Annotated in this window: 15 protein-coding genes; 6 read left to right on the top strand and 9 right to left on the bottom strand. The window is 71.5% G+C overall.

The genetic code is table 11. The features are described 5' to 3' along the window. Positions 1-57 precede the first annotated feature (57 nt). Positions 58-711 carry a DUF3159 domain-containing protein gene (locus tag L2C96_RS14170; RefSeq protein ID WP_020416988.1) on the bottom strand — a complete coding sequence of 218 codons (654 nt, stop codon included), beginning with the start codon at positions 709-711 and terminating at the stop codon, positions 58-60. Positions 712-934: 223 nt separating this feature from the next. Here L2C96_RS14170 and L2C96_RS14165 point away from each other — a divergent pair, with 223 nt between their 5' ends. From L2C96_RS14165 to L2C96_RS14155, 3 genes are all read left to right on the top strand, one after another. After that, entirely contained in the window at positions 935-1738 is an 804-nt protein-coding gene (locus L2C96_RS14165) for an SGNH/GDSL hydrolase family protein (protein ID WP_164470592.1), read from the top strand. An 84-nt stretch (positions 1739-1822) separates the two neighbouring features. Next, positions 1823-2302, top strand: a complete 480-nt coding sequence (locus tag L2C96_RS14160) for a DUF6932 family protein (RefSeq protein ID WP_027933772.1) — start codon at positions 1823-1825, stop codon at positions 2300-2302. Positions 2303-2304: 2 nt separating this feature from the next. Further along, on the top strand, positions 2305-3183 hold the full coding sequence (locus L2C96_RS14155; protein WP_237336502.1) for a hypothetical protein: 879 nt from the start codon (positions 2305-2307) through the stop codon (positions 3181-3183). Between the two features lie 944 nt (positions 3184-4127). Here the strand turns inward: L2C96_RS14155 and L2C96_RS14150 are convergent. From L2C96_RS14150 to L2C96_RS14115, 8 genes are all read right to left on the bottom strand, one after another. Then, positions 4128-6833 (bottom strand): AfsR/SARP family transcriptional regulator, encoded by a 2706-nt coding sequence (locus L2C96_RS14150; protein WP_237336460.1) that lies wholly within the window; start codon positions 6831-6833, stop codon positions 4128-4130. A 245-nt stretch (positions 6834-7078) separates the two neighbouring features. Beyond that, positions 7079-7972: an ectoine hydroxylase gene (thpD, locus tag L2C96_RS14145; protein WP_017985331.1), complete on the bottom strand. Its 894-nt coding sequence runs from the start codon at positions 7970-7972 to the stop codon at positions 7079-7081. A gap of 66 nt (positions 7973-8038) precedes the next feature. After that, on the bottom strand, positions 8039-8452 hold the full coding sequence (locus L2C96_RS14140; RefSeq protein WP_020416992.1) for an ectoine synthase: 414 nt from the start codon (positions 8450-8452) through the stop codon (positions 8039-8041). Between the two features lie 24 nt (positions 8453-8476). Next, positions 8477-9730: a diaminobutyrate--2-oxoglutarate transaminase gene (gene ectB / locus L2C96_RS14135; protein WP_020416993.1), complete on the bottom strand. Its 1254-nt coding sequence runs from the start codon at positions 9728-9730 to the stop codon at positions 8477-8479. 68 nt (positions 9731-9798) lie between these two features. Then, positions 9799-10299, bottom strand: coding sequence for a diaminobutyrate acetyltransferase (gene ectA, locus L2C96_RS14130; RefSeq protein WP_237336459.1), 501 nt, complete (start codon positions 10297-10299; stop codon positions 9799-9801). A 210-nt stretch (positions 10300-10509) separates the two neighbouring features. Beyond that, positions 10510-11286: an Abi-alpha family protein gene (locus L2C96_RS14125; RefSeq protein ID WP_237336501.1), complete on the bottom strand. Its 777-nt coding sequence runs from the start codon at positions 11284-11286 to the stop codon at positions 10510-10512. Between the two features lie 33 nt (positions 11287-11319). After that, on the bottom strand, positions 11320-11664 hold the full coding sequence (locus L2C96_RS14120) for a LapA family protein (protein WP_027933766.1): 345 nt from the start codon (positions 11662-11664) through the stop codon (positions 11320-11322). 42 nt (positions 11665-11706) lie between these two features. Next, on the bottom strand, positions 11707-12522 hold the full coding sequence (locus L2C96_RS14115; protein ID WP_237336458.1) for a class I SAM-dependent methyltransferase: 816 nt from the start codon (positions 12520-12522) through the stop codon (positions 11707-11709). A gap of 62 nt (positions 12523-12584) precedes the next feature. Between L2C96_RS14115 and L2C96_RS14110 the strand changes: the two genes are divergently transcribed. The 3 genes from L2C96_RS14110 to L2C96_RS14100 are packed head-to-tail and all read left to right on the top strand — an operon-like array spanning position 12585 to position 15030. Beyond that, complete coding sequence (locus L2C96_RS14110) at positions 12585-13157, top strand: TetR/AcrR family transcriptional regulator (RefSeq protein WP_237336457.1); 573 nt, start codon at positions 12585-12587, stop codon at positions 13155-13157. Then, complete coding sequence (locus L2C96_RS14105) at positions 13154-14305, top strand: NADH:flavin oxidoreductase (protein ID WP_237336456.1); 1152 nt, start codon at positions 13154-13156, stop codon at positions 14303-14305. Before L2C96_RS14110 ends, L2C96_RS14105 begins: the two co-directional genes overlap by 4 nt. A 5-nt stretch (positions 14306-14310) precedes the next feature. Next, positions 14311-15030 (top strand): SDR family oxidoreductase, encoded by a 720-nt coding sequence (locus L2C96_RS14100; RefSeq protein WP_237336455.1) that lies wholly within the window; start codon positions 14311-14313, stop codon positions 15028-15030. Positions 15031-15609 lie beyond the last annotated feature (579 nt).

Genomic DNA, 15609 nt, shown 5'->3' with positions numbered 1-15609 from the left:
CCCGCCGCCCGTCGTACGGTGTGGGCGGCCCCCGGACCTCCCCCTCGCCGGGGGCTCTTACTCGCGCCCGGACTCCGGCACGACGCGCAGCCCGGGGTGCTCCTTCGGCAGCGTCCGGTACAGCACCCAGCCGCTCACCGCGATCGTCAGCGCCTGCAGCGGCCAGGTCATCACTGTGCGCGCGACGCCCAGCGCGACCAGCTCGCCCGCCCACCACAGCGGCAGGTAGACGACCACGCGCAGCACGTACTGCAACGACCACACCAGACTCGCCCGCGAGTAGGCGCGCAGCAGGTCGGGATCCTTGCGCCAGCGGGTCTTCTGGCCGAGCAGCAACCCGACCACGACACCCAGGAGCGGCCACCGGACGACCACACTGGTCACCCACAGCAACGCACTGGCCACGTTGGACAGCACCTGGATCAGGAAGAAGTCCTGCGCGCGACCGGTGTGCAACGCGATCAACGCGGCCACGATCACCGCGGCGAGGCTGACCACGACGGCCCGCGCCTTGTCGCCGCGGGTCAGGCGCACCACGCCGACCACCACGGCGGTGGCGATCGCCGCGGCCGCGCCCCAGGCGATCGACGAACCCGCGGCCAGCCAGCCGATCACGAACGCCAGCGGCGGCAGGCTCGCGTCGATCGCACCCTTGCGACCACCCAGGATGCTGCCCAGCGACTCCCTCTGCGGCGTGGCTTGTCCGGTCACCCCTACAGCGTGCCCCAAAACTGTCGGTGCGGGCAGCTACCATCGAGATCTTCGCCACACGATCCGGGCGGACGGCGGTAATGGAGAAGCTCAGGAGGCCGACAACGTAAGAGACTGTGACCTCGCGCTGAACCGACGGTGGCGTAGGTCGGGATTACAGGTGCATCCTGCTGAGTTGTTCGAGGGGCGATCAACACAGGTGCTGGCGAAAGGGGACGGCAGCGTGCGTGAGTACGACAGCTATGTCGCACTGGGTGACAGCTTCACCGAAGGTCTCAACGACTTCAACCCGGACGGGACCTTCCGAGGCTGGGCCGACCGGCTCGCCGAGATCCTGGCCGAAGGACAACCAGGCTTCCAGTACGCCAACCTGGCGCTGCGCGGGAAGATGCTCGCCGAGATCATCGAAGAGCAGGTACCCATCGCCCTCGAGCTCAAACCCGATCTGGTGACGCTGTGCGCCGGCGGCAACGACGTGATCGTGCCCGGCTCCGACGTGGACGAGATCGCGGCGCAGCTCGACGAGGTGATCGGCAAGCTGCGCGCGGCCGGCATCGACGTCCTCGTGTTCAACGGGCCGGACACCAAGCACCTGCCGGTGATGAGCGTGCTGCGCGGCAAGATCGGGATCTACAACGCGCACCTGTGGACCAGCGCGATCCGGCACGGCGCCAAGATCGTCGACCTGTGGGCGATGGACCCGCTGCACGACCCGCGCGCCTGGAGCGACGACAGGCTGCACTTCACCGCCGAGGGCCACCGGCGGATCGCGTTGCGCGCGGCCGAGGTGCTGGGTGTGCCGACGTCGGAGGACTGGCGGGAGCCGTGGCCGGTCGTCGACGCGCGGGCGGACTGGATCACCAACCGCCGGTCGGACCTGGCGTGGACGAAGACGCACCTGTTGCCGTGGATCCGGCGGCAGCTGCGTGGCGAGTCGATGGGCGACGGGTTGTCGCCGAAGCGGCCGCAGCTGGAGCCGTTCGCGGTGCGCCCGCCGGTGTCGGACGACCGCGCCCCGGCGAGCTGAGCGTCACGCAGCTGTTGGTAGGCCCACCCGTCGCCCACCGCCACCCTCAACGGAGACGCTGCGCGTCGCTGATAACTTCATGACATGCCGCTGCCCCATTGGACCCCGGAGGGGGTTCTTCCGACTGGGCGGCTTCCGGCGGACGTGGCCGACATCTACGAACGTCTCGTCTTCGACGCGCCGCACCAGAACGCCCGCGAGATCCTGTTCAGCGCTCTGAACAGCTATCTCGGCGCGGTCGCCCGGATCATCCCGAGCGGCCGCGCCTGGATCGGCGGGCAGTTCATCACTCGCACCCCGGACGTGCCCAGCGGGCTCGACGTCGTGCTGATCCCGGACGACTGGGGCAGCCTCAAGCGCATGACGGGCCGCGTGCGGGACGCGCTGTACGGGCTGCTGACCCTGCGCGGGGTGATCGTCGGGCAGCCCGCGATGTACCTCGATCAGGTACAACCCGTCGGGGGTCTGCTCGACGGGTTCCTGTGCTTCCCCGGTGACGAGGAGACGTGGGCCAACACCTGGTCGTACGAAGGGCGCCGCGGGTTCCCCGAGGTGGTGTGGTGATGATGGACTTCCGCCGGATCGCCGACGAGATCCCGGGCGGCACGTGGCTGGACGACCTGGCGCGCGCGTCGGCGATGGCCGCGCACGCGAAGTTCGAGCGGACGGCCCGGTCGCCGTTGCTGCGCGTGTCGATGCTCGGGTCGACGAACCTGGACGCGTACACGTTCTCCGACATCAGCCGGGCGCTGCAGGACGCGACGGCGAAGGTCGGGCACATCATCCGCAACCCGCAGGGCGAGATCACCTACGTCCAGCAGACCGACCGCGACAAGGCGCCGCTGATCCAGCGCGGCCAGGCGGGCAACACGATCTTCTTCGGCTTCCCCGAGCCGGCGCCGGACGACGCGTTGATCCACGACGGGATCGAGACGCTGTCCGAGCGCGCGGTGAAGGAGCTGTGCGACTTCCTGCCCGCGAACGGCTCCGACGACGGCGCGCTGGACGCGGTGCTGCTGCAACGGGACACGGTGCGCAACGCGGTGAGCGACATCGTCAGCGCGGTCGTCAAGAACACCGGCATCGGGCTGCAGCTGACGCCCACCGCTGGTGAGGACGTGACCCGCAGCATGACGACCGACCAGGCGAAGGTGCTGCACAACAGCCTGCGGGAGTCGCGGGAGGAGGTCGGCTACGAGACGGTCTCCGGCCGGCTCGACGGCGTGCGCACGCGCCGCCGGATCTTCTACCTGGAGCGCGAGTCCGGCGGGACGATCCAGGGTGCGGTGGCGCCGGACCTGCTGGACCAGATCAAGGAGAACCTGGACCGCCCGGTGACGGCCCGCCTACGGGTAGTCCGCACGACGACGATCGACGGCCGCCGCGGCCGCCCGGTGCACGAGCTGCTGGAGATCACGCCGGAAGTGAACCTGTTCGACCAGTGAGTTTGGTCGGTGGTGGGGCTGCCGGCTGGGTTCCGCGTGGCGGGTGGGCACCGCGGAGCTCGGTGCGGCACGGCTCGGTCCGGCGGCGTGACGCGGCCCGGCGCGGCTCGGTCCGGCGGCGTGACGCGGCCCGGCGCGGCTCGACCGGCGGCGTGGCACGGTCAGGCACACGACCTTGATGCGGTACGGCGCGGCTCGGTCAGGCATGGGGCAGCTCGGCACGGCACGGCCTTGATGCGGTGCGGCGCGGTCCAGCACGGCGCGACTCGCTGCGGCACGGGGCAGCTCGCCCCGATGCGGCACGCTGCGGTGCGGCTCGGCCCAGCACGGTGCGCCGTGGGTGCAGTGCGGCACAGCCCGCCCCGGCACTTTCCACCCCGGCGCGGCTCGGCCCGGCGCGGCCCAGGACGGTGTGGCGCGGTCCGGCACTGCCCGCTTCCGCGGGACGCTGCTCGGTGCGACGCGGCTCCGCTCGACGCGGTCCGACATGGCACCGTTCAGCGCGGCCCGGCTGGCGCGGCCCGGCTCGGTCCAGCCACCGCGCGGCCCGGCTCAGTCCAGCCACCGCGCGACGCGGCTCGGTCCAGCCACCGCGCGGCCCGGCTCAGTCCAGCCACCGCGCGCCACTCCGCCGGCGTCCGCAGGCGCGGCGCGGCTCGGCTGCCGCAGCGCGATTCGGCCACCGCTGAGTGCGGTCCGGCGCGGTCCGGCGCGGTCGCGCCGCACCCAGATGCCCGTCACCGAAACCACCATGCGGCGATGAACGGACCGTTCACCGCTTCCAGCCGTCCAGCGGAGCAACCACCAGGGCCAACCAGCCGAAACCCAAGGCGGCCGTCTGACGCTCCCCCACTGCGCCAGACGGCCAAGCCGGACCATACGCCCTCCGCAAGATCCATCGCTAAGAATTCGCTAAGTGCGGGGGCACCTTGTACTCGAAAGCGTCACCCCTCGTGACCCCGCGCAGCGTCCACCGGTAGCCCCAGCTCTGCCATCTCCGCGAGAACCTCCGCGGGCGGCCGGGGGCTGACCCGCGAGTGCAGCTCCGCCGCCAGCCCCACCTGCAGGCGTGCGCCGTCGAGGTCGCCGTCGCGGCGGGAGAGTCGTCCCAGCGTCAGCCGGCCGACCGCCTCCTGCAGCAGGAAACCCCGCAGCGACGCCAACTCGACCGCGGCGGACGCGTGCTTCCACGCCGCGCCGTCGTCGTCGAGGCCGAGGTACGACTCGGCCAGGTTGTTGAGCGACACGACCACATAGCTGTCGTCACCGAGGCGGCGGTCGATCTCCAGCGACGACAGCTGGTGCGCGATCGCCTCCGCGTACCGGCCCCGCGCCTTCTCCGCCTCCGCGCAGTTCGCCAGCGCCTGGCCCCGCAGCTCGTCCGTGCCCGCCGCCGAGGCCGCCTTCGTCAGGCACTCCACCGCCTCGTCGTGGCGACCGCAGCTGTTCAACGCGCACCCCAGGTGGATCATCGCGCAGGTGCGGCTCCCCTCGTCCGCCGCGATCGCCAGCGCCGCGGACGCGTCCGCCAGCGCGTCGGCCCCCAGGTCGAACGTCAGGAACATCGCGCAGCGCGAGATCAACATCCAGAACCGAGCCCGCGGATCCCCGCTCGCCTCGGCCGCCGCCATCCCCAGCGCCACCAGCCGCCGCCACTCGTCCCACAGCGGGCGCACCACCCGGTACGTGTGCGCCACCCGCGCCAGCCGCCACACGTCCTCGTGCAGACCGGCCGCCGCCGCGGCCTCCAGCACGGCCAAGAGGTTCGGCCACTCGGCCACGAACCACGCCAGCGCGTCGTCGAAACCGGACAACGCGGGCACCGGCACCTCGACGAACGAAAAGTCCAGCGGGTCCACGATCCGCAGCAACCGGCGGCGCGCCGCGTCAGCCGCCGCCTGGTAGTAGCGCACCGCCGGCCGCGGACTCGACGAACCAGCCAGTTCGCGCGCGTACAACCGCACCAGGTCGTGCCGCGTGAACACCTCCGGCGCGCTCTCGGTCAGCAGGTGGTGGGCCGCCAGCACCCGCAACCGTCGCCGCGCCTCCACGACCGGCACCCCGCACAACGCCGCCGCCACGAACGGACCGACCGCGGGCCCGGGAAACGCCCCCAGCGCCCGGAACATCGCCCCCACCTCGGCGGGCAGCCCCCGCACCGACACGTCCAGAGCCGCTCGCACCCCGGCGTCGTCCACGTCCAGCGCGGCCAGCCGCGTCCGCTCGCTCGCCAGCTCGGCCACGAACTCCGGCACCGTCCACGCCGGACCGGCCGCCAGCCGCGCGCCCGCGATCCGCAGCGCCAGCGGCAGGTCCCCGCACGACCCCGCCACCTGCGAGTGGTACTCCTCGAACGCCCCGCCCGCGACGTCGGCGATGAGCCGCACCGAGTCCCGCCGCGCCAGCGGCTCCAGCGACCGCACCCGCGCACCGTGCGAAACGGTCAGCCCGTCCAGCCGCGCCCGCGAGGTCACCACCGCGACCGACCCCGGCCCCGGCGGCAGCAACGGCCGCACCTGCTCGGCCGACCGCGCGTCGTCCAGTACCACCAGCATCCGCCGGCCACCGGTGAGCGACCGGTACAACGCGAGCCGCTCCCCCTCCGGCTCCGGCACCTCGTCCGCGGGCACGCCGAGCCCGAGCAAGAACTGCGCCAGCACCTCCGCGGCCGGCACCGGCGCCTCGAACCCGCGCAACGCGGCGAACAGGACCCCGTCCGGGAACTTCGGCACCGCGCCGTGCGCCCACGACACGACCAGCGCGCTCTTGCCGATCCCGGGTGGCCCGGTGATCACGCCGACCGGCGCCACCTCGTCCAGCCAGGCCAGGTCCGCCGACCGCCCGGCCAGCAGCGGCACCGCGGGCGGCAGCTGCCGCGGCACCACCCGGCTCACGTCGATCGCCGACACGACCGGCGCCAAGTCGTCGTTCAGCACGTGTTCGTGCAGCGCCCGCAGGTCGGGCCCGAGGTCGAGGCCGAACTTCTCCGACGCCGCCCGCGCCGCCTCCCGGTACACCTCGAGCGCGTCCGCCCGGCGCCCCGAGTGGTAGAGCGCCCGCATCAGCTGCCCGACCGTCCGCTCACGCCGCGGCTCCGCCCGGACGATCGTGGTCAGCTCGGCGATCAGCTCTTCGTGTCGTCCCAGCGCGAGGTCGGCGTCGACCCGGGCGCCGTGCACCGCGATCCGCAGGTCCGCCAGTTCCGGCGCGCGCACCGACTCCGGCACCCCGCCCAGCTCCGGCCCCTGCCACAACGCCCACGCCTCGTGCAGCAGCGAGGCGCGTTCCACCAACGGCGCGGCCTCGGCGCGCTCGAACAACGCGCGGGCGCGGTGAACGTCGACCAGCAGCGGGTCGACGTTCAACCGGTAGCCGGGCGCGGCCGTGTCGATCCGGACCTCCGGCGTGCCGGCCGACCGCAGCACGCGCCGCAGCTGGGAGACGTTGCCGTGCACGATCGTCCGCGCCGTCGGCGGCGGGTCGTGGTCCCACAGCGCGTCGATCAGGTCGTCGAGCGCGACGATCCGGTTCGGCTGCAGCGCCAGCAACGCGAGCAGCCCGCGCACACCGGGACCGCCGATCGGCACCGGCCGGTCACCGGCGCACAGCTGCACCGGGCCGAGCAGCTGGACGCGCAAACCCTTGAGCACAGGCCCCTCCCAGAGCGCCGCGCCGGAGGAAACGAGTACGGCCCCGCACCATCAGTCCCGATCTGATGGTGCGGGGCCGCACTCGGTGAAACAAGTGACGGGGCCGGGTGCGCCTCGCCATCGCTACCGGCGTCACACGGGATTCACCCCGAGCAAGGAAGACCCATGCTGCCGCCGTTCGCAGTGGCGGCACTGTAACAGGGCGCGATGAAGCGGCTACACCCGACCCGCACTTCTTCCGGTGTCTACCGCGTCACAGGCGTGAAGTCCCGGCTGCCGATGAAGGTCGGCCGCGGCTTCGCCGCCGCGAACGGCTCGACGAGCGCGTTCTCGACGCTGTTGAACACCAGGAAGATGTTCGAGCGCGGGTACGGCGTGATGTTGTTGCCGGACCCGTGCATGATGTTGGAGTCGAACCACAGCGCCGAGCCCGCGGGCCCGGTGAACTGGTCGATCCCGTACTCCGCGGCGAGCTTGGTGATGTCGTTCTCGCTGGGAACGCCGATCTCCTGCTCCTTCAGCGACGACTTGTAGTAGTCGTCCGGGGTCTCGCCGACGCACGGGACGAACGTCCGCTGCGAGCCCGGCATGACCATCAGGCCGCCGTTGAAGGGGTAGTTGTCGGTCAGCGCGATCGAGCAGCTCACCGCCCGCGGACGCGGCATGCCGTCCTCGGCGTGCCAGGTCTCGAAGTCGGAGTGCCAGTAGAACCCGGTGCCCTTGAAACCCGGCATGTAGTTCACGCGGCTCTGGTGGATGTACACCTCGGAGCCGAGGATCTGCCGGGCGCGGTCGAGGACACGCGGGTCGCGCACGAGTTCGGCGATCAGCTCGCTGATCTTGTGCACCTCGAAGATGGACCGGACGCTGCCGGTCTTCTTCTCGGTGATGACCCGCTCGTCGGCCTTCAGCTGCTCGTCACTGGAGAGCCGGACGAGCTCCTGCCAATAGCCCTGCACTTCGGCGGGCGAGAGCAGGCCCTCGACGATGTGGTACCCCTTCGCGTCGTGCGAAGCGAGTGTCGCCGCATCGATCGGGCCGTCGGCCTCACTGCCCCAGACAGTGGGGTCGACGCGATCGAAGGGCTCGGCCGGGGCAGGAACCCTGGTCGGGTAACTGTCCTCGACACCGGTTTCCATGATCGTCAAATCGGTTCGCCTCCTTTTATGCGTTGCCTTTCGGTAGGGGCCTCGCTCCGTGGTGGCTCAGGCGGACTTCTCGTCCGCCTCGTCCTCCTCGACGACGAGCGGGTACACGCCGTTCTCGTCGTGCACCTCCCGGCCGGTGACCGGCGGGTTGAAGACGCACACGGTCTTCATGTCGGTCTTCGGGCGGACCTGGTGCTTGTCGTGGTCGTTGAGGAGGTACAGGGAACCCGGCTTGAGCTGGAACGTCTCGCCGGTCGCCTTGTTGGTGATCTCGCCTTCGCCCTCGTAGACGAAGACCGCCTCGATGTGGTTGGCGTACCAGAAGTCGTTGACGGTCCCCGCGTACAGCGTGGTCTCGTGCACCGAGAAGCCGACCTTCTCCTTGGCCAGGATGATCCGCTTCGAGCGCCAGTTCGGCGTCTTGATGTCGGCGTCGGTGTCGGTGATCTCGTCGAGGGTCCGGACGATCAAAACTTATCCCCTTCTCGTTCTTCTCTACTTACCGAGCACGGCCTTGACGGAGGCGTCGATGATCTCCAGCCCCTCGCCGACCTCGGCGTCCGTGAGGGTCAGCGGCGGCAGCAGCTTCACCACCTCGCTGTCCGGCCCGGAGGTCTCCATGAGCAGGCCGCGTTCGAACGCGGCCGCGCAGACCCGGCCGGCGAGTTCCCCGTTCTGGAACTCCAAACCGCGGGCGAGGCCGCGGCCCTTCGCGGTCAGCTCCGCTTCCGGGTAGGCGTCGACGAGGCCCTGCAGCGCGGCGCCGATGCGCTCGCCCTTGGCGCGGACCGACTTCTCCAGCTCGTCGTCGCTCCAGTAGGTGCGCATGGCCTCGGCGGCGGTGACGAACGCCGGGCTGATGCCGCGGAAGGTGCCGTTGTGCTCACCCGGCTCCCAGACGTCGAGGTCGGGGCGGATCAGGGTCAGCGCCATCGGGATGCCGTAGCCGGACAGCGACTTGGACAGGCACACCATGTCCGGCTTGATGCCGGCTTCCTCGAAGCTGAAGAACGGGCCGGTGCGGCCGCAGCCCATCTGCACGTCGTCGACGATCAGCAGGATGTCGTGCCGCTTGCACAGGTCGGACAGGCCACGCAGCCACTCGATGCCGGCGGCGTTGATGCCGCCCTCGCCCTGCACGGTCTCGACGATCACCGCGGCCGGCTCGTTGAGTCCACTGCCGGAGTCCTCGAGCAGCCGCTCGAAGTACAGGAAGTCCGGGTAGACGCCGTCGAAGTACTGGTCGTAGGGCATCGGCGTGGCGTGCACCAGCGGGATGCCCGCGCCGTGCCGCTTCATCGAGTTGCCGGTGACCGACAGCGCGCCGATGGTCATGCCGTGGAAGGCGTTGGTGAAGTTGATGACCGACTCGCGGCCGGTGACCTTGCGGGCCAGCTTCAGCGCGGCTTCGACGGCGTTGGCGCCACCGGGGCCGGGAAAGATGACCTTGTAGTCCAGCTCGCGCGGCTTGAGGATCTTCTCGTCGAGCGTCTCGAGCAGGTCGCGCTTGGCGACGGTGAACATGTCGAGCGCGTGCGTGACGCCGTCGCGCTCGATGTAGTCGATCAGCGCCTTCTTGAGCACGGGGTTGTTGTGCCCGTAGTTCAGCGCGCCGGCGCCGGCGAAGTAGTCGAGGTACGGGCGGCCGTCCTCGGCGTAGAGGCGGCTGCCCTGCGCGCGGTCGAACACGACCGGCCATCCCCGGCTGTAGCTGCGCACTTCGGATTCGAGCTTTTCGAAGATGCTCACTTTGGGTTTTCCCCTCACTGGTGCTTGTCGACAGCTAATCGCACGGGCGTCCTCGCCCAATTCCGCCGTTATCTCGGGAGCAGCGGCCCGATTCGGTAAAGGTCTTCCGGCTCGTGCCGTGTGCCGTCGTCCGGAAAGTCGGCCGAGCCGAACAGCTCGGTGCGCTCCAGCTCCGCTCCCCACCGTTCCGCGAAGGAGGTGAACAGGCGGATGGACGCTTTGTTGTCGGGCGTGATGGTGGTCTCCAGGTGACGCACCCCGTCGGCCACCAACCGCGTGAACAGGTTGTCGAGCAGGGCTCCGGCCAGCCCCTGCCCGCGTTGCGACGCGTCGACGGCGACCTGCCAGACGAGCGCGGTGTCCGGCGCCGTTGGTCGGCGATAAGCGATCACGAATCCGACCGCGTCACCGTCCACCCGCGCCACCACCGAGGTCTCGGCGAAATCGCGGCACCACAACAGATATGCATAAGGCGAGTTGAGATCGAGCTTCTGCGAATCGCGTGCGATTCGCCAAAGCGCAGCCCCGTCGGCCTTGGTCGGATTTTCGATCAAGTGCTTTCCGGACATGTCAAAACAACCTAACAGAGTTGTTTCGGTCGTTCAGCGCATCGTCGTGCGCACAGCCTGGCTACCTGCAACAACGACGAAACACACGTGAGAATGACAACAGAAAGCTGGCGCTGCGGAACCCAGGTATGCTATGGCCCCTTACCTGGGTGGGGCCTTATCACGTAGAGCGCTCGTCCGGCGCTGCGCGTTACACGGTAGTGGCAGCGCTCACAGGACGCGAGTCCACTGGCCGGGATCGCACGCCGCCCAGAACCGGACGCCGAAGCGCGACAGGCGCACGGTCCGCCGCACCAGCCGCGCCCGGCGGGCGGATTTCGCGGCCGTCCGGACCAGGTCCTCGGTCGCCAGGATCTCGTACTGCGACTCCAGCTCGGCGGACTCGTCGTCCAGCTCGACCAGGCCGAACCCGGCCAGCCGCGTCAGGTAGCCGGGCACCTCGTCGGCCAGCGTCACGCCGGCCGCCTTGCCGACGGTCGAGGCGTTGCGCAAGATCGTGCGGCCGCCGCCGAACCCACGCTCAGTGACGTCGATCACAGGGAACGCCGCACCGGTGGCGAGCGTGGCGATGATGCGGGCCTCGTCGGGGGTGAGCTGGCGCAGCACCGTGGCGTAGAGGTACTCGCGGGCCTGCTCGCGGCCGAAGCCGACGGACCGGTCCAGCAGCTCCTTCATCGCGGCGCGCAGCGGCTCGCGCGCGGGGACCAGCTCACCGGCGCCGTTGGGGGCGTGCTCCGTGCCGGCCGCGCTCAGCGCGACCACGTACGGGTCGTCGACCTCGTCGAGACGGCGGCGCAGCCCGGTCAGGACCTGCCGCTCGACCTGCCGCAGCCCCTCACCGGCCAGTTCGAGGCCCGGCAGCGGCAGCCGCTTGCCGATCGTGAACCCGGTGCGTGCGGCCCACCCGGCGAACCGGCCCGCCCGGCGCAGCAGGTTCTCGTCGCCGCCTTCCGGCGAACTCGGCAGGTTCTCGCTGGTCAACCACATCACCCCGTTTCCCAGGATGATGTTACGGCCGGGTCAGCGGAGAGCCTTGTTCGCCTTCCGGGTCGCCTTGCGCAACTGGAAGATGCGCGCGCCGCCGACCAGGGCGACCAGGACGGCGCCGGCGATCGCGGAGAACAGCATGGCCACGGCCAGCGGCAGGCTGCCCTCCATCCCGAGGAAGGCCACCGTCGTCGAGTCCAGGTTCTGCAGGATGAAGATCAGCAGGAAGACCAGGATGATCAGGGCGACGATGATCGCGACCCAGGTCCCGCTGACGCGGGTCCGTTTGATCTTGACCGGCTTCGCGGGCGCGGGTTCCGTCACGGGCGGCTGGGGTGGGGTGCCGGTGGCCGGCTCGTCCCCCTGCGCGTGAGTCATACGCCGATTGTGCTCGGGTGGGTGGATTCGCGCAGGTCGAAATCACACGGACCGGCTAACCGGCCAGCTGAGCGTGACCACATCGCGACCCGAGGAGCCCAGGTCCGGCGGCGTCCGCTCGTCGACACCGAGACCACGCAGCGCCTCGGCGACCTCACCCGCCCGGTCCACGGGCAGGCAGAGCCGCCGCCGGGTGACGTCGACCAGCTCGTCGAACCGGGCGTACTCCGGCCTGGCCGGCTTGTGCCAGCGCACGACCGCGGGCTCCAGGCCGAGTTCCCGTAGCGCGGCGACGGCGTCGTCGGCCGTCGGCCCGTCCGGGCGCTCGATGCCGTGGAAGTGCCGCCACAGCGGGTTGAGGGTGGTCAGCGGGTGGGCCTCGGCCAGTTCGACGACGACCTTCCGGCGCGCGTGGGCGGTCAGCGCGTCGGCGAACGGCGCGAGGTCGGGGGCGTTGTAGATGACGTGCGCGCAGACCACCACGTCGGCGGGCTCGACGTCGACGTCCGGCCACCGCCCCTCGACGGTGTGGTGCGGCAGCGACAGCGCCTCGGCCCGCCGCCGGAACTCCGCGAGCAGCCCGGCACTGGTGTCGACGGCGGTGACCCGTGTGATCGACCGCGCGCACGGCAGGCTCGCGGCCCCGGCGCCCGCGCCGACGTCCAGCACGGTGCCGGGCAACGCGTCCAGCACGGCCTGGTGGGTCGGCGTCGCGGGCGCCGCTATCTGGCGGTCGGCGCGGCGGGCGAACACCTGCTTCGGCACGACCCAGGGCGATTCGGGCGCCGCGGCCAGGATGTGCTCGGGGATCGCCCAGTCCGCCAGCTGCTCGGACCACCTGCGCAACGCGTCGGCCATGTCCTCATTGTGCCGGTCAATCAGTGATTGATTCGGTGATGGATCCGTGCTTCCCTGGAGGAGTGCCGAGCACCGACGCCTCCACCCGTGAGCGACTGCTGACCGTCGCCGAACGACTGCTGCTCGAATCCGGCTACGACGCGGTGTCCGTGCGGGCGATCAACAGCGCGGCCGGCATGAACCCGGCCGCGGTGCACTACCACTTCGGGTCGAAGGACGCGCTCATCGCCGCGCTGCTGGAGGCCCGGCTCGCACCGGTGTGGCAGCGGCGGCTGGACGAGGTCACCGAGCGGCGGCGCGGCGGCTGGACGCCGACGGTGCCCGAACTGGTGGACCTGGTCGTCACCCCGCTGGCAGAGCTGGCCGCGGACCCCGTCGGAGCGCTGCGGCTGCGGCTGCTGGCGCGGTTCGTGCTGGGCAGACGGGAGCCGGCGTGGACGTCGCGGTGGTTCGGGCTCGGTCCGTGGATCGAGCTGCTCCGGGACGCGCGGCCGGAGCTGGCGAAGGCGGAGGCGGCGCAGCGGTGGCTGCTCGCGTTCGGCCTGGTGCTGCAGTTCTTCGCCGACGGGATGCCCGGCGAGGTGCCGGTGGAGACGCTGCGGGCGTTCGTCGCGGCGGGATTGGCGGGGTCATGACCGACGTCTTCGCGCCCGCGCGGATCGGGCCGGTCGAGCTGCGCAACCGGATCATCAAGGCGGCCACGTTCGAGGGCGCGACGCCGGACGCCCTGGTCACCGACCGGCTGATCGAGTTCCACCGGCGGCCGGCGCGCGGCGGGGTGGGGATGACGACGGTGGCCTACTGCGCGGTGTCGCCGGAGGGGCGCACCGACCGGCACCAGATCTGGATGCGCGAGGAGGCGCTGCCCGGGCTGCGGCGGCTCACCGAGGCCGTGCACGCGGAGGGCGCGGCGGTGAGCGCGCAGATCGGGCACGCGGGGCCGGTCGCGAACGCGGCGTCGAACCGGTTGCCGGCGCTGGCGCCCGGCCGTTTCCCCAACCCGCTGGGAATGCGGATGACACGAGCGGCCACTGTGGACGATCTGGCGCGCGTCGTGCGTGCGCACGCGTCGGCTGCCCGGTTCGCGGTCGAGGCCGGGTTCGACGCGGTGGAAATCCACTTCGGACACAACTACCTGGTGAGCTCGTTCCTCAGCCCGCGGTTGAACCGGCGCCGCGACTCCTACGGCGGGTCGCTCGCGAACCGGGCGCGGCTGGCGCTGGAGGTCGCGCGGGCGGTGCGGGACGAGGTCGGGTCGCGCATCGCCGTGACGGCGAAGCTGAACATGGACGACGGTGTGCCGGGCGGGTTCTGGCTGGACGAGAGCGTGCAGGTCGCGCGGTGGCTGGAGGCGGACGGGACCGTCGACGCGCTGGAGCTGACCGCAGGCAGTTCGCTGCTGAACCCGATGTACCTGTTCACCGGGGACGCGCCGGTGCGGGAGTTCGCGGCCGCGTTCCCGCAGCCGGTGCGCCTCGGCATCCGTGCCGTGGGCGGGGCGTTCCTGAAGAGCTACCCGTTCCAGGAGGCCTACCTGCTGGACCGGGCGCGCCAGTTCCGCGCGGCGGTGGACCTGCCGTTGATCCTGCTCGGCGGGATCACGCGGCTGGAGACGATGGAGCGGGCGATGGCCGAGGGGTTCCAGTTCGTGGCGATGGCGCGGGCGTTGCTGCGTGAGCCGGACCTGCCGCTGCGCTTGCGGGCCGGGGCGCGTTCGCTGTGCGTGCACTGCAACCGCTGCATGCCGACGATCTACCGGGGGACGCGATGTGTGCTGACGTGATCGCCGTGACCGGGTCCGCTTCGGGGATCGGGGCGGCCGTGGTGGCGGCGTTACGGGCGGACGGACACGAGGTGGTCGGCGTCGACCTGCGGGACGCGGAGGTGTGCGCGGATCTGTCCACTGCGGACGGCCGGCGGGCGGCGGTGGACGGGGTGCTCGCGCTGGCGCCTGCGTTGGACGGGCTCGTGGTGTGCGCCGGGCTCGGGCCGCACGTGCCGGATCCGCTGCGGATCGTCGAGGTCAACTACCGGGGCGCGGTCGAGGTGCTGGACGGGTTGTTCCCGGCGCTGCGCGGCGCGGCGGTGGCGGTGTCGTCGTCGGCCTCGACGATGGTGAAGTGGGCGGACAACCCGATCGCGCGCGGCGAGGAGGCGGCCGCGCTGGCGGAGGCCGGCGAGTTCGCGGGACACTTGGCGTACTCGTGGTCGAAGAACGCGCTGACGGTCGCGGTGCGGCAACGGGTTGCGCAGTGGGGCGCGGCGGGCGTGCGGCTGAACACGGTGGCGCCCGGGGCCGTGGACACGCCACTGCTGCAGGCGGGCCTGGCATCCCGCTTCGGGGACGCGATCCGGAACTACCAGGCGCCGATCGCGCGCCGGGGGCGGCCGGTCGAGATCGCCTCGCTGATCCGCTACCTGCTCGGCCCGGAGGCGGGCTACATCCACGGCGCGCAGCTGATGATCGACGGGGGATCGGACGCATTGCTGCGGCCGACGGAGTTCTGACCCGGGGCGCTTTGCTTGGGCACCGGCAGGATCGGCGCCCTGCCGCGGCAGGCGGCTCGCAGGGGCTCGCCGCACCCCACATCGGCAGCAGGCAGGGGGCCTCTGCTGCTCGGGCTCAGCTCGCGCCCAGCACAGCCCAACGGGCGCCCTGCCGCGGCGGCAGGCGACCACCGCCGAAGGCGGCCGCAGTAGCAGGCGACCGCAGCGGCAGGCCCCGCAGCGGCAAGCAGCCCCACTGGCAGGCCGCCCCACTGGCAGGCCGCCACACCGGCAGGCCACCCCACCGGCAGGCCCCCGCACCGGCAGGCCACCCCACTGGCAAGCAGCCCCAGTGGCAGGCCCCCGCACTGGCAGGCCGCCCCACCGGCAGGCCGCCGCACTAGCAGGCCGCCGCAATGGCAGGCCGCCGCACTAGCAGGCCGCCCCAGTGGCAAGCAGCCGCACTGGCAAGCCGCCCCAGTGGCAAGCAGCCGCACTGACAGGCCGCCACACCGGCAGGCCGCCACACCGGCAGGCCGCCACACCGCCACACCGGCAGGCCGCCACACCGCCACACCGGCAGGCCGCCACACCGCCACA

This window comes from Amycolatopsis tucumanensis (assembly GCF_021654135.1).
In the GTDB taxonomy this organism is placed as follows: Bacteria; Actinomycetota; Actinomycetes; order Mycobacteriales; family Pseudonocardiaceae; genus Amycolatopsis_E; species Amycolatopsis_E tucumanensis.
Note: the sequence above shows the minus strand (reverse complement) of the source record. Positions and strands in the feature narration are given on the sequence as shown.